The 20,590-nt window shown below is 48.8% G+C and carries 19 protein-coding genes; 5 read left to right on the top strand and 14 right to left on the bottom strand.

Annotation, left to right across the window (positions count from 1 at the left end; genetic code table 11):
* Positions 1-14 precede the first annotated feature (14 nt).
* The 3 genes from tssC to PGR29_RS03120 all read right to left on the bottom strand — a co-directional run bounded on the left by tssC (position 15) and on the right by PGR29_RS03120 (position 3,992).
* Complete coding sequence (gene tssC / locus PGR29_RS03110; RefSeq protein ID WP_316424049.1) at positions 15-1,550, bottom strand: type VI secretion system contractile sheath large subunit; 1,536 nt, start codon at positions 1,548-1,550, stop codon at positions 15-17.
* Positions 1,551-1,591: 41 nt separating this feature from the next.
* On the bottom strand, positions 1,592-2,083 hold the full coding sequence (gene tssB / locus PGR29_RS03115; protein ID WP_087859417.1) for a type VI secretion system contractile sheath small subunit: 492 nt from the start codon (positions 2,081-2,083) through the stop codon (positions 1,592-1,594).
* Positions 2,084-2,609: 526 nt separating this feature from the next.
* Complete coding sequence (locus PGR29_RS03120) at positions 2,610-3,992, bottom strand: carbohydrate porin (protein WP_087859416.1); 1,383 nt, start codon at positions 3,990-3,992, stop codon at positions 2,610-2,612.
* A 594-nt stretch (positions 3,993-4,586) separates the two neighbouring features.
* On the opposite strand from PGR29_RS03120, the gene PGR29_RS03125 reads away from it, so the two are divergent.
* Complete coding sequence (locus PGR29_RS03125) at positions 4,587-6,026, top strand: MFS transporter (RefSeq protein WP_316424050.1); 1,440 nt, start codon at positions 4,587-4,589, stop codon at positions 6,024-6,026.
* 43 nt (positions 6,027-6,069) lie between these two features.
* A complete protein-coding gene (locus PGR29_RS03130; RefSeq protein WP_316424051.1) occupies positions 6,070-7,749 on the top strand; it encodes a glycoside hydrolase family 43 protein in 1,680 nt (559 codons plus the stop codon).
* A gap of 184 nt (positions 7,750-7,933) precedes the next feature.
* On the opposite strand, the gene PGR29_RS03135 is transcribed toward PGR29_RS03130, so the two are convergent.
* The 3 genes from PGR29_RS03135 to PGR29_RS03145 form a co-directional block, all read right to left on the bottom strand.
* Positions 7,934-8,494, bottom strand: coding sequence for an Ail/Lom family outer membrane beta-barrel protein (locus tag PGR29_RS03135; RefSeq protein ID WP_213795049.1), 561 nt, complete (start codon positions 8,492-8,494; stop codon positions 7,934-7,936).
* A gap of 164 nt (positions 8,495-8,658) precedes the next feature.
* Positions 8,659-8,838: a hypothetical protein gene (locus PGR29_RS03140; protein WP_213795050.1), complete on the bottom strand. Its 180-nt coding sequence runs from the start codon at positions 8,836-8,838 to the stop codon at positions 8,659-8,661.
* A gap of 8 nt (positions 8,839-8,846) precedes the next feature.
* A complete protein-coding gene (locus tag PGR29_RS03145) occupies positions 8,847-9,749 on the bottom strand; it encodes a LysR family transcriptional regulator (RefSeq protein ID WP_213795051.1) in 903 nt (300 codons plus the stop codon).
* Between the two features lie 141 nt (positions 9,750-9,890).
* Between PGR29_RS03145 and PGR29_RS03150 the strand changes: the two genes are divergently transcribed.
* Entirely contained in the window at positions 9,891-10,820 is a 930-nt protein-coding gene (locus tag PGR29_RS03150; RefSeq protein ID WP_316424052.1) for an aromatic alcohol reductase, read from the top strand.
* A gap of 115 nt (positions 10,821-10,935) precedes the next feature.
* Here PGR29_RS03150 and PGR29_RS03155 read toward each other — a convergent pair whose 3' ends face one another.
* The 4 genes from PGR29_RS03155 to PGR29_RS03170 all read right to left on the bottom strand — a co-directional run bounded on the left by PGR29_RS03155 (position 10,936) and on the right by PGR29_RS03170 (position 15,384).
* A complete protein-coding gene (locus PGR29_RS03155) occupies positions 10,936-11,529 on the bottom strand; it encodes a TetR/AcrR family transcriptional regulator (protein ID WP_307858954.1) in 594 nt (197 codons plus the stop codon).
* A 247-nt stretch (positions 11,530-11,776) separates the two neighbouring features.
* Positions 11,777-12,646 carry an aldo/keto reductase gene (locus PGR29_RS03160; RefSeq protein ID WP_316424053.1) on the bottom strand — a complete coding sequence of 290 codons (870 nt, stop codon included), beginning with the start codon at positions 12,644-12,646 and terminating at the stop codon, positions 11,777-11,779.
* A gap of 367 nt (positions 12,647-13,013) precedes the next feature.
* Positions 13,014-14,216 carry a multidrug effflux MFS transporter gene (locus PGR29_RS03165; RefSeq protein WP_086631133.1) on the bottom strand — a complete coding sequence of 401 codons (1,203 nt, stop codon included), beginning with the start codon at positions 14,214-14,216 and terminating at the stop codon, positions 13,014-13,016.
* 376 nt (positions 14,217-14,592) lie between these two features.
* Complete coding sequence (locus PGR29_RS03170; RefSeq protein WP_113373178.1) at positions 14,593-15,384, bottom strand: SDR family oxidoreductase; 792 nt, start codon at positions 15,382-15,384, stop codon at positions 14,593-14,595.
* A 147-nt stretch (positions 15,385-15,531) separates the two neighbouring features.
* On the opposite strand from PGR29_RS03170, the gene PGR29_RS03175 reads away from it, so the two are divergent.
* Positions 15,532-16,425: a LysR family transcriptional regulator gene (locus PGR29_RS03175; RefSeq protein ID WP_316424054.1), complete on the top strand. Its 894-nt coding sequence runs from the start codon at positions 15,532-15,534 to the stop codon at positions 16,423-16,425.
* Between the two features lie 33 nt (positions 16,426-16,458).
* On the opposite strand, the gene PGR29_RS03180 is transcribed toward PGR29_RS03175, so the two are convergent.
* From PGR29_RS03180 to PGR29_RS03195, 4 genes are all read right to left on the bottom strand, one after another.
* The gene (locus PGR29_RS03180; protein WP_316424055.1) at positions 16,459-17,448 is read right to left on the bottom strand and encodes an aldo/keto reductase; all 990 of its coding nucleotides are present in this window, start codon (positions 17,446-17,448) and stop codon (positions 16,459-16,461) included.
* 26 nt (positions 17,449-17,474) lie between these two features.
* A complete protein-coding gene (locus tag PGR29_RS03185; RefSeq protein WP_316424056.1) occupies positions 17,475-18,326 on the bottom strand; it encodes an aldo/keto reductase in 852 nt (283 codons plus the stop codon).
* Between the two features lie 206 nt (positions 18,327-18,532).
* The gene (locus tag PGR29_RS03190) at positions 18,533-19,015 is read right to left on the bottom strand and encodes a DMT family transporter (protein ID WP_087859403.1); all 483 of its coding nucleotides are present in this window, start codon (positions 19,013-19,015) and stop codon (positions 18,533-18,535) included.
* A gap of 8 nt (positions 19,016-19,023) precedes the next feature.
* Complete coding sequence (locus PGR29_RS03195) at positions 19,024-19,458, bottom strand: DMT family transporter (RefSeq protein WP_316424057.1); 435 nt, start codon at positions 19,456-19,458, stop codon at positions 19,024-19,026.
* A gap of 99 nt (positions 19,459-19,557) precedes the next feature.
* Between PGR29_RS03195 and PGR29_RS03200 the strand changes: the two genes are divergently transcribed.
* Positions 19,558-20,508: a LysR family transcriptional regulator gene (locus PGR29_RS03200; RefSeq protein ID WP_316424058.1), complete on the top strand. Its 951-nt coding sequence runs from the start codon at positions 19,558-19,560 to the stop codon at positions 20,506-20,508.
* Positions 20,509-20,590: the final 82 nt, after the last annotated feature.

Consider the following 20,590-nt stretch of genomic DNA (forward strand, 5'->3'; position numbering starts at 1 on the left):
ACACCTCCTGTACGTTACGCTTTTGCCTTCGGCATCTGGCTAACCAGCGACAAATTGACGTCCATACCTTCAACCTGGAAGTGCGGTACCGCATACAGCTTCACGCGGAAGAAACCAGGATTATCCTCAATATCTTCCACTACCACTTTCGCGTCTCGCAGCGGGTGAGAAGCCTGCAGTTCATCGCCCGGATCGGTCATCTCAGTCACCAGGCCACGAATCCAGGTGTTGAGCTCGAGCTCAAGCAGGCGTCGGTCCTTAGTGGTACCGATGTTTTCACGTTGAATCAGCTTCAGGTAATGCGCGATGCGAGACAGCAAGAAAATATACGGCAGGCGCGCGTTGATACGACTGTTGGCGGTCGCATCAGCGGTGTCATACAGCGCTGGTTTTTGAGTAGAGTTAGCCGAGAAGAAACAGGCGTAGTCACGGTTCTTGTAATAAGACAGCGGAATGAAGCCCAAATTAGCGAATTCGAATTCGCGAGTTTCCGGGATCATCACCTCAGAGGGGATTTTCACCTGATTGCCTGTGCCGAGGTCGTAGAGGTGAATAGGCAGATCTTTCACCGCGCCGCCCGCCTGCGGGCCACGGATTTGTACGCACCATCCGTTCTGGATGAAGCTGCGGACCATATTGGAGGCAAAGGCGAATGATGCGCTGGTCCAAAGGTATTTTTCGTGATCCGGACCTTTAACCTGTTCTACGTAGTTAAAACTGCGTACCGGTACGGTATCCGGACCATATGGTAGTCGACCCAATACGCGCGGCATCACCAGCCCGATATAGCGGGCATCATCAGTTTCGCGGAACGATTTCCACTTTATATATTCGGCACGATCGAAGTAGTTGCCGATATCTTTAATCGCCGCTACTTCTTCCATGGTATCTTTCATAAAGAACGCAGGCCCAACTGCGCCGATAAACGGCATATGGGCAGCCGCGGAGACTTTAGAAATATTGCGCAGCAGCGTTATATCCTGCGGGCTGGCATCAAACTCATATGCCGAGATGACCGAACCGATTGGCTCGCCGCCCGGGGTGTCATATTCCGCCGTGTAGGTATGCCAGTACAGACCACTCTGAATCAGCTCAGGCGCGTCTTCGAAGTCCTGGCGGAGATCATCCTTGGAAACATCCAGAATTTCGGTTTTTACGTTCTGACGATAATCAGTGTTGTCCACCAGCTGTTTTAATCCCCGCCACAGAGATTCCACTTTCTGGAATTCCTGATGATGCATGACGACATCAAGCTGACGGCTAATTTGATAATCCAGTTCGGCGATATGGTGGTCTATCAGCGTTTTGTCGAGCTTTTCCACCTGTTTGCCAGATTGGCGTATGCAGTCCATAAAGACCTGCATCGCAGCCGTCAGGCGTTCGCCTGCCGTCGCATCTGACAGCACGGTATCATCTAAAAAGGCATTAATATCTCCCAGGCTTGATGCTGGGCTCAGATTAATTTTTTCAAACAGGGAAGCATATACCCCCTCTTTGTTCAGTACGGTCGTCTGCCCCTGAACGAGGCTTGTTTCAGTATTTACAGACATCAGCATATTCCCGGTTAATCCATTAAAAGAGACGATCCAGATTATTTCTCGGCAAGCGCATTCATTTCAGCGCGTAATTCGTCGGACAGTGCCGGATCTTTAAGAATTCGCTCAAGCTCTTTTCTGAAAGTTACGTTATCAAGCAGGTTTGATTTGAGATCACGCAATAAATTACGCATTGCCAGCATGGCACGGAGTTGAGGTATTTGCCGGGCCACCTGCTCTGGTTCAAAATCTTTTATATTGGAAAAGCTCAGTTTAATGCCTTCCTCTGAACCGTCTCCCGATAGCGTATTTGCAACAGTGAGGTTGACCTCCGGGTTTAATTCCGAAAGTACATTGTTAAAATTATTTTTGTTGATATCTAGCTTCTGGCGCTCAGCTAGTGGCCGATGTTCTTTGCCATTGCTGAAATCGCCAACGGTCAGGAGTTTAAGCGGCAGCTCAACTTTCTTCTGCGCCCCTCCGGTATGTAACGCCAATTTTAAATTGATACGTGCCTTTGGCACCTCATTCTGGAATGAATCAGCCATAACGCTCCCTTTTCCTTAAGGAATGAATGTGGAGGAAATCTCATTTGGTCAAAAGTCATGTTTGAAAAAACCCGCACAATATAACAAGCGCGTCATTCTAAAATCCAGCGCAAATAAGATTACCAGTAATTTAACACAAACACTCACAGCACCAGACGCTATAAAGTAGCGACACTTCACAAAAGAATGTTGACGAATAAAATAAAGACAACATAAAAACCCAAAACAATAGTGAAAGGCAGTTTTTTATATAAACTCATTGTTTTTATTGGCACAGATCAATATTCCCATTGAGAAATAATCATGATCAATGCATTAAGTCATCACAATCTTTAAATCAATAAACATCGCAGAAAATATATAATTAAGGAAATTATTAAAACGCAGAGTTATAAAATTATTCGATGGAAACGGATTGGTTGAATTGGAGTCAGAAAAAGAACGGCCATCTAGTCCGTATAAGATAAAAGAATTAATGAACAGGCTGGCATAGGCCAGCCTGATTTTTTGTTAAATCCATCAATTTTTAGAACCAGGCCTCAAACATACCGCCGATGTTCAGCGAATCCAGTCGCTCGTCGCTGGTGCCGTCTACTTTCGCGGTGTGCTCGTTATTCACCTGACCGCCGGTAACATAGAAGCGCAGCATCGGGCGGAACTCCGGCCCCATGCCGATGGCGATATTCTGCGACAGCGTCAGCTTCCAGCCGTGGTTATCCCCGCCCTGGTCGTAGTCAACGCGCTGGTAGCCCGCTTCCAGCCAGGTCGAGTGCACATCGTTCCAGAAGTACATCGGCCGGACGATCGCACCGTAGTTTTTACGGTTGTCGGTATTGTCCTTGCCGTTGTCGTAGTCGTGGAAGGCCAGCAGATATTCGATCTGCGCCTGCTGGGTGAATTTATGGCTGCCCTCAAAGCTGGCGTAGACCGTGGTCAGGTCGTCGGTTTTGTTGTAGACGCTGTTATCCGAGTTGTCGGAGTAGCGCAGGATCACCTTATTCACCCCGCTGTCGTTGGTGTGGCTCAGCACCAGCCCGCCCTGCCAGGCATCGAGGCGCGCGTCGCTGTCCACCGCTTTTGAGTCAAAGCCATAGTTGGCATATACCTCGACGTCGATCGGCCCGGCCTTGATGTTGTGGGTTTTGGTGGTCAACGCGTAGTGGCCGTTATCGCCGGTATCGGAGCTGCCGGTACAGGTGATGCGCGACGGGTTGGTCTCGTCGGCCATCACTTCCGGGCTACAGGATTTCACCTGCGACACCGTCGCCACGTCGAACTGCACGCCGCCGATATCGAAATTCTTCACCCCGGCGCCCTGGCCGTCGTGGTTCATCCAGAAGTAGTCGTTGATCCCCTGTTGCGGGCGCTGGTGGAAGTCGCGGCCGGCCCAGATATAGGCGTTAGGGTTGGATTCGAGGACGTTGGTGACGCCGACGTAGGCTTTTTTCAGGTTAACCTCGTCGCTCCAGTGGTCAAACATGACGTTGAGATCCCAGATGGCCCCCTGCGTGCTTTTGAACGCTTTGCTGATCTGGAATTCGCCCCCGTTGCTTTCGTTGCCGAGACGGCCGATCGCCGAGGCGCCGTTATAGGAGCCGTCGACGCCGACGTATTTCTGGTCGCCGGTCTGGAAGTGGGCGCCATAGCGGGCGTAACCGCTAAATTTCAGGCCGAAGGGGATCGCCAGGTCCGGCGAAGCGGCGGTGGTTTGCGGGTTGGTAATAACATCGACCTTTTTATTGGCCGCGGCGTCGATTTTAGCCTGGCGGTCGGCCAGCGCTTTATCAACCGCTTTCGCGACGATGGCGTCGATCTGCTCCTGGGTAAACTCTTGGGCTGTTACAGAGGTAAACGGAGAAAACGCGGCGATGACCGCCATAGTTAATGGAAGCTTTCTTATCATTGTCATCATTATCTCAATAGAGGTTAATTTTATTCAGGCAATAACAACCTCACTCTGGCCACGCAGAATATGTTGCTACTGTGAGAACAATTTAATTTTTATTTTGTACGGCTACAGAGGTTTTATACGAATAACGTTCTCCTTTCCCACAATTAAATTAATGATTAGCGCTAAAACAAGCAACGCCGCAGAGACTTGCCGCATGGATTTCATTGTATGGTGAACAAAACCATTAATCGTGCTGCACTTGACCTAAGATTGCATGAACGCTCCAATATTGGTGGATGTAAGAAATGTAACAACTATGACACATCCTGTATTCTATAAACCGGTTGCTCAATTACGTTATTTCACTCAGCGATTGAGAAAACACTCAAATGTGAGCCATCTCGCAAATATCACTTTCATATAATCAACATCATAAAATCCATATAGAGTACAGAGATAATGCCAAACGACCTTTGCTTTGAGGATCACAGAAGTAAAAAAACATAATTAATTAATTTAAAAACGTAATAGATTCTTCGAGATCATTTGTGTCAGAAAGTGTTTCACATTCACACAACAAACCGGAGTCTGCTCAGAATGAGTAAAAACATAATGCAAAATCGCAATGATGAATATCATAAATTAACTCGCGGGGAACGTATTGGCTACGGTATGGGCGATTTTGCGCAAAACCTGGTTTTTGGCACGATCGGCGGCTTTCTTGCTCTACATATGTTGACGGTAAATACGATCAGTACAGCCACTGCGGGGTTCATTTTTCTTTTTGTCCGAATCATCAATGTTTTTTGGGATCCTATGGTTGGAACCTATGTGGACAAAAGGACATCCGCGGCAGGGAAATATCGTCCTTGGCTATTAAGAGCCGGCGTGCCGCTAGTGATCCTTTCCGCTTTGCTTTTTGCCCCTATTCCGGGCGTCAGAGGCTCCGTACCGTTTGCTTTTATCATCTATTTAGCGCTGGATTTAGTTTATTCCCTGGTCAATATTCCTTACGGTTCTCTTAATGCCTCGCTAACAAGAGACCCGGAGTCGATTGATAAATTAACCAGTACGCGAATGATGCTGGCTAATAGCGCCAATCTTCTGGTGTATACCCTGTTCCCAATGTTCGTGCAAATGGCGTCACCAAAAGATCGTAGCCTAAAGGATACTGGTTTTTTTGGCATAGAACTCAATCTGGGAAACTATACCGACCCATCCGCAAATTACGCATGGTTCGGTGTCTACTCCGTTTATATGTTATTAGGCGCGATGGCACTTTTTATTTGCTATAAATTCACTAAAGAACGTGTCGTTGCAACCGCAGAGCAGACGGCAAACGTCAAAACAACCGATTTGTTCCTTGAACTCAAAAATAACCGTCCCCTTGTCATTCTTGGATTATTTTTTATGCTGGCCTTTACCTTCATGTTCTTTATGAACACGGTTAATGGCTTTTTCAATCAATATGTGGTTGGTCACTCTGAGTGGATGGGTGCCGTTGGCCTGGTCGCCTCAATACCGGGTATTGTGTTCCCCATTTTTTGGCCAAAACTCAAGAAAATTTTTGGAAAGAAAGGCTTCTTCCACATTTTCCTGGGGATGTTTATTGTCGGTGAGTTATTAACGTATGTCTGGTCACGGGAAGGTATGCACGATGCGCTGTGGCTTGCTTATATCGCCACATTTATTAAACAGTGGGGCTTAACCTCAGCCACCGGATTTATGTGGGCACTGGTACCTGAAGTTATTGCCTATGGCGAATTAAAGTCTGGTAAGCGAAATGCGGCAATCATCAACGCCATTATGGGACTCTTTTTCAAGATTGGCTTTACCATCGGCGGAGCCATTCCTCTGTGGCTGCTGGCCGTCTACGGTTTTAATGAAACCGGCGCACAACAAAGCGCGAGCGCTATCGACGGGATCATGATGACAGCGGTTTGGATCCCCATCGCCTTAGCGGTTGTCTCGATGATCGTCATGCAAATTTATCCTATCTCAGACAAACACGTCGGCGACATTAACCGCCAGCTTGATGAGATTCGAGTGTAAAACCAATACGAATTAAATTTTAAATTTATAAAGGTGTAATGATATGTCTCTTATCCAAAACCCTATTTTGCGTGGTTTTAATGCCGACCCCAGCATTATCCGTGTTGAGGACACCTACTATATCGCCAACTCAACGTTTGAGTGGTTTCCCGGCGTCCGTTTGCATGAGTCAAAGGATCTGCAGCACTGGAATCTGCTGCCGTCACCATTGTCGACCACTACTCTTTTAGATATGAAAGGCAATCCGTCTTCAGGCGGCATCTGGGCTCCGGCGCTCTCTTACGCGGATGGCAAATTCTGGTTAGTGTATACCGATGTGAAAGTCACCGAAGGTGCCTTTAAAGACATGACAAACTACCTGACTACCGCAACAGATATTCGCGGCCCGTGGAGTTCGCCGATAAAACTGAATGGCGTAGGTTTTGACGCTTCACTTTTCCATGACGATGATGGCCGTAAATATATCGTGCAACAGACGTGGGACCATCGGGAGTACCACCATCCTTTTGATGGGATTACCTTAACAGAGCTTGACACAACAACTTTAAAATTAATGCCGGAAACTGCGCGTACCATCTATCGCGGTACCGCGGTGGCGCTCGTTGAGGGACCGCATCTCTACAAACTGAACGGTTATTACTATCTCTTTGCCGCTCAAGGGGGGACGGTGTTTACTCATCAGGAGGTGGTTGCCCGTTCCACGACGTTAAACGCGGACAGCTTCGAAACTGAACCAGGAGAAGTATTTTTAACTAACGTTGATACCCCTGACAGCTATATCCAGAAGCAAGGACACGGCGCTTTGGTTTCGACGCCCGAAGGCGAGTGGTATTATGCTTCGCTGTGCGCGCGTCCGTGGAATCGTCCTGGGGAATCAATCTATGATCCTCGCGGCTGGTCCACGCTTGGCCGGGAAACGGCTATCCAAAAAGTGTACTGGGATGAAGATGGCTGGCCGCGCATTGTAGGCGGTCACGGCGGTAAAACGTTTGTCGAGGGGCCAAAAGACGCCATTTATACCGAAAGCGCGAAAGATAATAGCCAGCACGATGAATTTACAACGCCAACGCTTAATCTCAACTGGAATACCCTGCGGGTCCCTTTTAGCGAAAAAATGGGTACTACAGGCGACGGAAAGCTCACCTTAATCGGCCAGGGATCATTAGCGAATACCCATGATCTGTCGTTGATTGCCCGCCGCTGGCAAGCCTTTTATTTTAATGCCCAGGTTAAAGTCGCCTTTAATCCTTTCAGTTATCAACAGATGGCCGGATTAACCAATTACTACAACGATCGCCACTGGAGCTTTGCTTTTGTTACCTGGAATGAAATTAACGGAAGAGTCATCGAGGTCGCCGAGAACAATCGCGGAAAATATACTTCGAACCTGAAAGATAATGCGATTAAGGTCCCTGACGACGTCGAATACGTATGGTTACGGACGAAAGTCAGAAAGCAGACCTATAGCTATGAGTATAGTTTTGACGGCGTCGGGTTTATTGAAATTCCGGTAGTTTTAGATGCCGCCGTTCTTTCTGATGACTATGTCCTACAGAGCTATGGCGGTTTCTTTACCGGGGCATTTGTAGGGCTTGCGGCAGTAGACTACTCCGGCTACGGCGCCTGTGCTGATTTTTATGATTTCAATTATCAGGAACTTGGCGACTCGTTAATTGGCACGGATGTTTATAGTTGGGAGGCCGGGGAACGACGAGCTAATTAACCAGCACTGCGGCGGTTTAAAATCACTACAGGCAGGAACTGGCCTGGCAAGCCGGTTCCTGACCGACTGTGACACCGTCGGACTCCTCCGGCGTAAACCTGTCACCTCTGTTGCCCGTTTTGTAGGCGGGCAATAAAATTCTCCCGAGCGGAAGATCCGACCGGGAGGGAGGCTGTTTTTATTATCAGAAACGATAGCCAATGCCAACGTTAAAGCCATTAATTGAGTAATTACCTGCCAGGTCTGCTTGAGTTCCTTCATATCCGATATTAACGGAAAGGTTCTCCACAGGATTAATAATCACACCGGCGCCGTAAGCGAAAGAGGTCGATTTTTCAGAGATATCTTCATAATTAGCGGTAACATCTCCTGCATTTATCCATTTCGTCGAGCCTGTAGCTTTAACATAGGCCGCACCGCCCAGCGCATATAACGAGACATAATTGTTAATGCGGTACGCTGGCCCCACGAGTAAGGAGTAGTATTTCACATCGACACTATTTTTTATTGAGTCGCCATAGTATAAATAATTCTGCTCACCGTCGCCCTGCATATAAGAAAAAGAGGCAACGACACTTAACGTGGAGTTAAACTCATAACGATATTGCAGATTTACACCATTGATATCATCAAAGTCCTGCACTTTACTTTGCACGTAACCGATTGATACCGTATGATTATCAGCCAACGCCATGCCGCTTGCCATCGCCGTTGTCAGTAATACCGCCACACAGATTTTATTCATATGTATAGTCCCTTAACATTAATCCTTAAATATAATATCAGCAAATACATTACGCAGTACTCAGGCTTACTATTTGCGCTATGCATACTGAAATAAAACCACAAACAATTCTATATCTTTTTTCGAAAATAATAAAAATTAGGATTTCGTTTAGACGAATCTGACTATATAAAAACCATAAACAATGACGTTTTATATATTTTCGGAAGCCTGGTACTCTTCTTATCCCCTGCATTTTTTGCTGTTTTTTTAATCCCCACACGGATATCCATAGCGATGCATTTTTTTGCTTCCGGCTGCTTTCTTCTCACTTCAGCAACGTTAGTTTGAATCAGCCATGCCACGATTTTAATCATCCATTAATGGTTTGATGCAAAACCGCTCTGCTCCACTCATAAAAAGCGCGTACCGAAGGTGGAAGATAGCGGTTTTGCGGATAAACCAGAGAAAGCGGTAAATCAAAAGAGAGGTGCTCCATACAGAGAACGAGCGCTCCGCTTTGCACATAGGGCGCAACCAGATAGCTGGCGACACGAATCAAACCAAAGCCTTGTATTCCAGCCTGGATGTAAGCGTCAGTATCATCAACAATCAGCGTCTCTTTCATACGGAGCGCGCAGTCACCATCATCCAACGTAAAAAACCAGTCGGTGGTACGCCCGGTGCGATGATTCAGGTAGCCAACGGCGTGATGTCTTTGCAGGCTGTCTACGTTATCCGGTTTGCCATGGGCGGCAATATAGTCTGGCGAAGCCAGAACCATCCATCTGAAGTTCGCGAGCGGGCGGGCGACCAGCGTCGTTGAATCTTCGATCCTGCCGGCGCGGATCACGCAATCATATCCCTCCTGAATGATGTCTTCGACGTTATCACTGGAACAAAGTATCAATTCCAGTTCAGGATACTGATGCAGAAATGCAGGCAGCCGGGGAAGTATGCAATGGCGGGCGAGCGACTGCGGCATTCCGACTTTGAAACGGCCTCTGGGTTGTGCAGACCTGCCGGCAAATGAAGACTCCATCGTCGCAATATCAGCCAGCACCTTTTTACATTCATGATAGTAACGTCGGCCGTCGGCGGTCACGCTGAGTTTACGGGTGGTGCGTTGTAATAGTTGAATACCCAGGTACGTCTCAAGTTCCTTAACGACCCGCGATACCGTTGAACGCGGTAGTCCCAGCACTTCTGCCGCCCTTGCGAAGCTATGGACATCTACCACGCAAACATAGACCTGCATTGATTCCAGCTTATCCATATACCCACCGCGCCTGAACGCATTGATTATCCCATTTATACGAACAGTCTAACCTGCATTCATTGTCTTATCGAATACAGAACACTGACATAACCTCTCTCTACTCGCTAGTAACCGGCGATTTACCAAAAGAGGTTCAATATGAAAGAGCGTGAGATTACAACGGGTGAAAAAGTATTAGTGCTTGGCGCGGGACAACTGGGCGCTGCTGTGCTGCACTATCTGCTTCCAGAGGTCATAGCGCGTAATGGCAGCATCTGCGTTATTGTGTCGCCAGGCGCCATGGATGAACAGGGCAAATTGTTTTCTGATGTTCATCAAAAACTGGCTGACGCGGGAGCTGAGTTTATCTCTCTTGATGTCGCCGCCAGCACGACTGAAGCGTTAACAACCTGCTTTATGAATTTTGAGACCATTATCAATTGCATGGGCTTTGTCGCCGGTCCGGGAACACAGATAAAGATCGCACACGCCGTCGTGGATGCTGGCGTTAACCGCTATTTCCCTTGGCAGTTTGGCGTAAATTACGATGTGGTAGGTAAAGGCAGCGGTCAGCCCGTCTGGGATGAACAGTATGACGTCAGAATACTGCTGCGGGCACAGAAGACAACGGAATGGGTCATTATTTCAACCGGCATGTTCACCAGTTTTCTCTTCGAACCCGCATTTGATGTGGTGAACCTATCTGAAAAAACCATCAAGGCATTAGGAGGATGGGAAACTCAAGTCACTGTGACATCACCGGAAGATATTGGTCGGCTAACCAGCGAAATTTATTTGCATCAGCCGCGGATCGCTAACGAAGTGCTCTTTGTCGCAGGAGAGACGACTTCTTATGGAAAGCTGGCTGAAACGGTTGAACGCGTGACCAAACACACCTTTGACAAGAGCGTATTAACACTCTCAGGCTTACTGGACGCCCTGCATTTAAATCCTGACGATCCGATGCTTCGCTATCGCGCGGCTTTCGCACGAGGAGATGGCATGTGGTGGCCAATGAGCGACACCTGGAATGTACAGAATAATATAGCGACCCAGGATATTGAAGCCTGGCTTAAAACCGTTATTTAACTCACACAATACTGTAGCCTGGTCCGCGACAACACCGATGCTCACGCGCAGTTTTGCGCCCCGCAGCGAGGTGTCGCGCGGACAAACCTTCTCACCCGCAGAAGCAAGGCCTGTATCACCGTGAAAGTACTTGCCGCAGCGCCACCCCCGCCAGGCGCACGGTTTCCAGTAACCGCTCCAGGCTATCCCCTGCCCGCGCTTTCGCAGAAAGTCCGGACATCAACGTACTCATAAAGTCAGTTAAGCGAACGGCATCCTGCGGATATTGCTCCGCAATATAGTTCCGAATACTCTCTTCGGCAGCAACATGCAATTCACAAGCCGCTTCACGTGCCTCAGGATCGTTGCAATGGGTTCCTTCCAGTACCAGGCAACCAGCAGCGCTCCGGTCGGCAACGTAGCGCCTTGCCGCCTCATGCAGAACATCAATCAAACATTCAACCACCGGACGATCGTCACGTAAAAGCGTCGCAAAAGGGATTGCGCCGGTGCGGCTATAGCGATCCAGTACGCAGGTATATAACCCAAGTTTACTGCCAAAAGCGGCATAGAAGCTGGGCGGGTTAATCCCGAACGCTTTTGTCAGGTCGGCAACGCTCACCGCGTCATAACCTCGCGAGTGGAAAAGGTGTTGCGCCGTTTCCACCGCCTGCATTGGATCGAACTTACGTGGGCGCCCTGGGGTTCGATTCGCTTTCGTCGTGCTCACGACATTACTCCTTGAAGACATGATCTTTCGAAGCATATTGTAATCGTTATTACAATATCATAAGAAACAGGTCTAAGGTCATCCAACGATACAGATGCCCTGAAGAAGTGGTGGGTTGGTTTACAACGTTCGGCTTACTTTTTCTCCGCGTTTTTGGCTGCGGTTGTCGCATTATTGCAGGCAGCCACTTTTGTACCGTGGGATAAATAGTACTTCGCTATCCGATCTCGCGCCCTTTTCTACCCGCTCAGTCATGGATTTTAACCCCCAGACAACCGCGAACAAATTCAGGATTAAAATGTTTCACCGCTTCACCCACATAGCCTAAATCCAGTGCGCTAATTTGCGCCATTTCCCTATCAGTCAATGAGAAATCCCAGAGGGCAAAGTTGTCTGCAATACGTTCCTGCCGGGTAGATTTAGGAATTACCGTGACACCGCGCTGCACGTTCCAGCGCAGAACAATCTGAGCAATGGTTTTTTGATGGGCAGCGGCAATCCCCTGAAGCATTTCATCTTCATACGGTTTATGTCTTCCGCCGCCTAACGGCGCCCAGGCTTCAGGCTGAACGTTATAGCGCTTCATGGTTTCCAGCGCGGCGGGTTGCGCAAAGTAAGGATGTAATTCGACCTGGTTCACCATAGGCTTAATTCTGACGGTTTCACAGAAATTGGCTAAGACATGCGCATAGAAGTTGGATACGCCAATGGCTCTCAATTTACCGACTTCATAAGCCTGTTCCAACGCGCGCCAGGCGCTGAAATAATCGCCCATGGCCTGATGCAACAAATAGAGATCAAAGTATTCCAGACCCGATTTTTTCAGCGACGCCTCGATACCGGCTTTGGCCATATCGCCGTTGGCCATGTCCTGAACCCACAGTTTTGAGGTAATAAATAATTCCTCACGGGTACACAGCCCTTCGGCGATGGCCTCACGAACCGCGTCACCCACGGCATCTTCATTACCGTAGACGGCTGCGGTGTCAATAAGGCGATAACCGGTACGAATAGCGCTTAACACCGACTGCTTACACTCTTCCTTATCGGTGACCTTAAACACGCCAAAACCGACCATCGGCATTTTGAGGTTGTTACTTAATACTGAGTATTCCACGGCAAAGCTCCCGTTATGTTAAAACACCATTTTAGGCGAGGAACGCCACCATGATTAGCCCGTCATTCATGATTTGACCTATGCAGTGAATTCATAAATACAGACAGTTTATTTTGGTAAAAGGCGCCAGAACCCCAGGAAAGAATCAGGACTCATTGATCTGGATTATTACCCTGACTATAAAGTAAATGACAGAGATACTCACTCAAGGACCAACCTCTACGTTCGGTACGATCCGGCCAGGTGACCCCATTTCAGGGGTACCAGGAAATTAAGTTGGCGATGTCAGAAGCGCCGGAGAACACCACAGAAAAATGATGGCAAATAAAACGCGGATCCCCTGAAAACGCAACGGACCGTTCCGCCATCAATGCACTTTTCGTTTGATTACCATCACCAGGCTCAACAGTGTAAATACCATCATGATCCACGACATTGTCCACGGCGTGCCGTCGCTCATCGCCGAGAGCAACAGCGATGACACAATCCCGCTGCCGTACTGCAACGAGCCGATCAGCGCAGAAGCCGACCCCGCCATATTGGATGGCACGGTATCCAGCGCCGCCGCCGTCGATGCTGCGGCAATAATGCCGTTCATGGAGAAAAAGATAAAAATCGTCACGACCATCATCGCCATGCCGCCAGTCTGCATTTTCGCGCCAGCGGCCAGCACAACCGTTGCCAGAGCGGCAACAAGCGCCGCAACCCGCAACAACGTATGCAACGGATGACGCTGCACCAGACGGCGATTAATGGAGCTCAGTCCCATCACACCAATGATATTGATGCCAAACAGCCAGCCGTAATGCTGTGGATCAACATGGAAATAGCTGATGTAGACAAACGGCGAACCGGCAATAAAGGCGTAAGCGGCCACGTAGAAAAAGCTGACGCAGAGGGTATAACGCATAAATTCACGATTTTGCAGTAACGAAGCATAGTTGCCGAAGGCGCTGCTCAGCGGCGTTGTCAGTCGCTTTTCACCCGGCAGCGTTTCCGGTAACCACCAGAGCGCAATAAACATCGCCCCACCCAGTACCACCAACAGCCAGAACACGGCGCGCCAGGAGGCAACGGTGACAATCTGTCCGCCCAGTAGAGGGCCAATCACCGGCGCGATAGCACTGATGATGACCAGCGTCGAAAGCATTTGCGCCGCGCGCGTGCGGACATAGAGATCGCGGATCATCGCCCTTGCCAGCATTGGTCCGGTACAGGCACCAAAGGCCTGAAACACGCGCCAGAAAACAATCTGCGGCATACTGGAAGACATCGCGCATCCGGCTGAACCGATCACAAACAATACCATGCCGATAAACAATGGCACGCGGCGCCCGATACGATCGCTGATTGGTCCCCAAATCAACTGCGCCAGCGAGAACCCTATCAGAAAACCGGTAATGGTCAGCTCCACATTCCCCTGCAATTCAGAGGCCATCATCGGCATAGAAGGCAGATAAATATCGGTGGAAAGAGAGGTAAAGGCCATTAATGCGCCGAGAATAACGATAAAAAAGACGCCGGATGTCGCAGCGCGCCCGGCCGGAGAAATGTTTTTTTGCTTGTTCATAATGCCCTGATACTGTTTTGATGGGGAAAATCGTAAACGCGTTGCCAGCATTCATCGCAGGGAATAGATCAATGCGGCAGACGCTGAAGTTTTGTGAAGCCGCGACCCAACCGGGACGGGCACCGCAGACGTTCTGGCTGAGACTATGATCATCTCTTCTTTCCATCTGCATAATTTAATTGCTGAGCTGCAGATACGGTATTCGCAGAAATAAATCCTATGACCAATGTAGTAATAAGCAGTGCTTTCATCTCTAATGCCTGTTTAAAAGAATATATTTGAAACTGGACTCATATCAGGAGGAGCGTTCTCCGTCTGTATATTTAAATATACAAACCTCAGCTATCATAAGACTGCCCACTATTTGACAAAATTGTCAGGCTTTTTGATTGGTTAAATTTTTTAAATAGAAATTCAGCTCGTTAATAATGCACTCAGGTTCTTCCACGAGTGGCATATTGTCCATATCTAAAACCCCATCATTTTTTTGCGGATTATCCGCCTGCAGGTCTGCAAATAGAGGCGTAAGATCCTGCTGCGCTTCGCCTCGTTCAGCGACCAGCTCAAACGTTTTATTTTTTGCCGCGTGGTTGCCCAGGGCACTGACCAGAACCCGGGCGATTTGCTCCCGGGATATCACACCATCTTCTGGTGTTCCTGTATGGCGTCGATCCCCCTGGAGCATAACGATTTTGTGCTCATCATCATTGTTGTAATCAAACCAGCCGGGCCTGACGATGGTATAGGGGTGACCACTGGCCCTGACCAGACGTTCGGCACGCCTTTTCCAGTCATGAACTTCAGTGCGTTGATTCCAGGTGCTGAGCCGTTCAGTTACGCCTATCGTGGTCATTAAGGCGATGTGAACAGCCGTCTCCCTGAACATTCGGACAATGTTACGCACACCGCCGTAATCTATCGCTCTGGCGCCAATACGCCCCTGTCCATCTGAGCCGAGCGTAAAGACGATGGCATCAATATCTTTTGGCAGATCGATGAGAGTTTCAGGCATTGAAACATCGCCGTAAAATACCTCCGTTCCACGAGGAAGCAATTTTACTTTGTGCCTATTTCTGACCAGCGCAACGGGCTGATGGCCCATTTCGATAGCGATATTGACGACATGAAGGCCAATGCTTCCTGTTGCCCCCGCCACGAGTATTTTCATGATAAACCTTCTGAAAGTTCAGACTTATTTTCGATACAGTCAGAATATCAATTATCATTATTGTCAGTAATAGGGCTAAAATGATTGTGTCTATGAACCCCCTTCATGAATGCATATTGAAGGGTATGCTCCCCTAGGAAATCACCGATGCTCAAAGAAAACTTCAATGAACTCCAGATCTTTCTTGTGGTGGCAAGAGAGCGAAGTTTTACCAAAGCAGCGGGTAAGCTCGGTGTGTCTCAGTCAGCTCTCAGCCATGCGATGAAGGCACTGGAGGAAAGGCTAAATATCCGCCTTCTGACCCGCACGACACGAAGCGTTGCCCCTACAGAAGCCGGTGAGAGAATTATTGCCTGCCTTGAACCCCGCATTGCCTCCCTTGAGCAAGAACTGGAAGCGCTGGTACAACTCAACGGCACCGCCTCCGGTAATATCCGTCTATCTGCCGGGGAACATGCCGCGCGGAGCGTGGTATGGCCAAAACTGAAACCTTTCCTCAGAGAATATCCGGAAATTAACCTGGAGCTGGTGGTCGATAACGGTTTTGTCGATATTGTCGAGGGGCGCTTTGATGCCGGGATACGACTGGGTGAAAGCGTTGATAAAGACATGATTGCGGTGCGAATTGGCCCGGACATACGCATGGCTATTGTCGGTGCCCCATCCTATTTCGCCACGAACCCTGCACCTCACACGCCGCACGAGCTACAACATCATCGCTGCATCAATATGCGGTTACCGACTGCCGGTGGTCTTTATCACTGGGAATTTGAGAAGGAAGGAAAACCTTTACGGGTCAGAGTTGAAGGACAGGTAACGTTTAATCTGCAGGCGGAAAGGCTTGATGCGGCCTTATCCGGTTTTGGCATCGCCTGTATACCTGAGGACAGGGTGCAGGACTATATAAAGTCAGGAGAGCTCATTCAGATTCTGCAGGAATGGTGCCCTTCCTTCCCTGGATATTACCTTTATTACCCCAGCCGCAAACAGCATCCACCGGCCTTTGCGCTGATGATCGATGCGCTTCGCTACCAGGAATAACGGGTCCGCCATTCGTGCGGACCCGCCCGGCTATTAACGACCCACGCGAGCCTGATGCTCAGGCGAGTAACGTTCGCCGACAATTTTAATTGATTCAAGCGCTTGGGTTATCTGTCGCAACGCATCCGACGAAAGAATGATGTCAGCAGCCCCCAGGTTTTCCTCCAGCCGGTGCAATTTCGTGGTACCAGGGATGGGAACAATCCACGGCTTTTGCGCCAGCAGCCATGCCAGTGCGATTTGCGCAGATGTCACACCTTTCTCTGCAGCCAGTTCACCCAACAACGAGACCAGCTTTTCATTGGCTGCAATCGCCTGTTCGGCGAAGCGTGGCACACGGCTGCGGAAATCATCCTGACCAAACGTCGTTCCTGACTTAATCGCTCCCGTCAGGAAGCCTTTGCCTAACGGACTGAATGGCACAAAACCGATACCCAGTTCCTCCAGCAATGGCAGGATCTCCTGCTCAGGTTCACGCCACCACATGGAGTACTCGCTTTGCAGGGCTGTGACGGGTTGTACCGCATGAGCACGACGGATGGTTTGCGCACCCGCTTCGGACAGGCCGAAATGTTTAACTTTGCCTTCCGCTATCAGGTCTTTCACTGTTCCCGCAACATCTTCAATCGGGACATCCGGGTCGACACGGTGTTGATACAGCAGATCAATGACATCCGTCTTCAGGCGGCGTAATGATCCTTCCACCGCTTCACGGATATGCTCCGGACGGCTGTTTAAAATCTGCTGCTTGTTGTCTTCGCCAAAAGTAAAACCAAACTTGGTGGCAATGACCACTCGGTCACGAAACGGTTTTAAGGCAAGGCCTACAACTTCTTCATTAAGGAAGGGGCCATACACTTCGGCGGTATCAAAGAAGGTGACGCCACGTTCAACCGCAGCGCGAATAAGTTCGATAGCCTGACGCGTATCTGTCGCCGGGCCGTAGCCGTGGCTTAAGCCCATGCAGCCGAGCCCAAGCGCGGACACTTCGAGTCCTGATTGACCCAGATAACGTTTTTGCATTGATTAATTGCCTCTTTTATCGCGACTTAAACATCCAGTTTGCGACCGGCCAACCATTCAACTCTGGCAGGATCGCGGTGTGAGAAGAAAGCACTTGTTGCGGTGTCGATAGCAGTAATCTGCAACATATCTTCATCACTCAGTTCGAAATCGAGAATGTTGATGTTCTCTTCCATGCGTTCTTTTCGCACTGTTTTTGCCAGCGAAACGATGCCTCGCTGGAAAATCCACCGCAGCACAACCTGTCCCACGCTTTTACCGTACTTCTGGCCAATCGCCGTTAATACGGGATGCTCAAACAGACCATTTTTACCTTCTGCAAACGGCGCCCAGGCTTCCGGCTGAATACCCCGGCTTTGCATCCACGGCACGGGATGCAGCTGCTGGTTGAAGGGGTTTACTTCAATCTGGTTTACCGCCGGGGCAACGTGGTTGAAGGCAATGAGATCGGCCAGTCGGTCAGGATGGAAGTTACTGACGCCAATGGCGCGAATTTTGCCAGCCTGTTGCAATTCTTCCATGGCACGCCATGCCCCATGGACATCACCGTAAGGCTGGTGAATCAGGTACAGGTCAACATAATCAAGTTGCAGTCGATTCAGGGAGCGTTCGAACTGGGCTTTAGCGCCTTCGTAATGAGTATCCTGAAGCCATAGCTTGGTCGTTACAAAGAGCTCGTCACGGGCGATGCCGGTCTGTTTCAGTGCATTCCCGACTTGGGTTTCATTCAGGTAAGACGCGGCGGTATCGATCAGGCGGTATCCCGTATCGATGGCATCGATAACGGCTCTTTCGCATTCAGCGGCATCAGACATCTGAAACACACCAAAGCCCAGCAGGGGCATTTCAATACCGTTGTTCAGTTTTACAGTTTGCATCACGTTATCCTTTGGCTGTTGTTCAGAAAAAGCATAACGCGAAGTGATTTATTCGATTAGATGGTGTAATTAGCTAGGGTTTATTAGGTATATTCATCAATTTGGCGATATTAGCTCTGGATATCATCAACGGAGCATTTACTTTTCATAAGGGATGCAGATATTTTTAGTCCGTATCCCTTATAGATGAATGAGACGGATTCTATTTAGCTCGATGACAGAACGTCTTGTTTTAAGGCGGTCGCCTTTACTTTATTACTTGAGTAAATGAAGAAAAGCGCGATACCTAAGCAGAGGATGGCCCCCAGACGACTCATCGAAAACGAAATGGATTGATTTCCCAACCAGCCAAAGTTATCGATTAACATGCTCATGGTTAACTGTCCGAAGATCACGGCGACTGTGGCAATCGCGGTCCCTATTCGTTGTACGGCTAAAACCATGATAACGATATAGGGTACGCCAAACATGGCACCCAGCAGTTGCCATTTAGGTACATCCATCAGTGTAACCAACTGTTTTGGTTCAAAAAAGAAAATAAGCAAAGCGGTGATAATTGCGCCTACGGAAAAGGTCAGGAACGCGCTTTTAAATACCCCTACCTGACTACCCAATTGTCCATTAATGGCCGCCTGAATACTCAACATGGAGCCGCCTATAACGGCTAAAACGATCATAATAAATGTCATAGTCTCACTTATCCTCTGGCAACCAGAATTAATGCAGCGATGATAAAAATAAGGGCAATAATTCGCTTACTGTCTATTTTTCTGGGGGGTGTACCGAGTAAACCAAAATGGTCTATTATCAGGCTCTTAAATACCTGACCAGCTAAGATACCGATCATCGTCATCGCTATCCCAATGACTGGCGTGGCCACGGTCAGAATAACGACATAAACTGGCCCGAGTACGCCACCAAGTAGCTGCCACCCAGGCAAAGAGAAAAATGACGGGCTATTGCGTGGGCTGAAAAAAAGCATCAGCAGGAAAGTCAGTGCAGCGCCTACGCCAAATATGCTGAACGTTGCCCATAAATCACCAACCTCCCCCCCTAGCGGCCCCAGTAAGCCTGCCTCGACTGACAGCCCCATACCGCCAGCGATAACTAACAAAATCAGTACCAATTGCATAGCAAACAATCTCCAGATGTGCAGGCGATGAAGACTACGCCTGAACATGAATGAGAAAAATGCCATAATGCAATAAACACCTGTGCAGGAATTGCATTAATGTATGATTTAAGCAATATCAATATTCGATCGCTCTTCATTTTCATTGCAGTGTATGAAGTGCAGAACTTTTCCACTGTGGCTCGTCGCGAAGGCATTTCTGCCTCTCAGGTTTCACGCGTCATTCATCAGCTAGAAGATGCGGTCGGTCAGCAACTTTTCTATCGCAATACGCGCGCCATTATTCCGACAGAGAACGGTCATATTTTTATCCGTTATGTTCGGGCGGTTACCAGTAGCCTGGACGCTGCCCGACGGGAACTCAATGAAAGGACGCTTGAGCCTTCCGGGCTAATACGCATAAATGCTCCCGTTTTTTTTGGGCAAAAGCATGTCGCCCCCAAATTGGCGGGGCTGACGGAACGTTACCCACGCCTCAGTATTGAGCTGACGTTAACTGATGATTACATTGACCCTCATAAAGATGCTGCTGATGTCATTTTTCGTATCGGTGAGCTTACTGACTCATCTTTTCATGCACGCATTTTTGGACAGCAGTGCTATCGCCTGGCAGCATCACCGGCTTATCTTCAAAAGTATGGCGTACCTGATAACCCGGCGGATTTAAGCCGACATAAGTGTCTCGTTTACCGTGGTTCATCCGGGCCGAATCGCTGGCTGTTGCGTCGAAAAGGTGGGGAGTGGATACACTATCCGGTCTCTGCGTTGATGTCTTCTAATAATGCCGAGACTTTACTTATTGCAGCATTGGGCGGTATGGGAATAGTCCTTTTTCCGGACTGGTTGATTGGCGAAACGCTACAGAGCGGCGAGCTTATTGAATTAATGCCGGATATGGAAACGGCGATTAAGACCGAGCCACAAAATATTGCTGCTATTTATCCACATACTCGTCATCCAACGTTAAACGTCAGGGCCGTAATTGATTATTACGTAGAAGCATTCGGTTCGCCGCTATACTGGCAGCTAAGCGATACTCTTTCTAAGTAATTGTGATGATATGCCTGTAAGAAATGGGTCACCCTGGCGACCCATTTCTTACTCGTGACGATTAAAAGAGAATGCAGCAAAT

It is taken from the genome of Klebsiella sp. 141203 (genome assembly GCF_032601985.1).
GTDB classification, from domain to species: Bacteria; Pseudomonadota; Gammaproteobacteria; order Enterobacterales; family Enterobacteriaceae; genus Klebsiella; species Klebsiella aerogenes.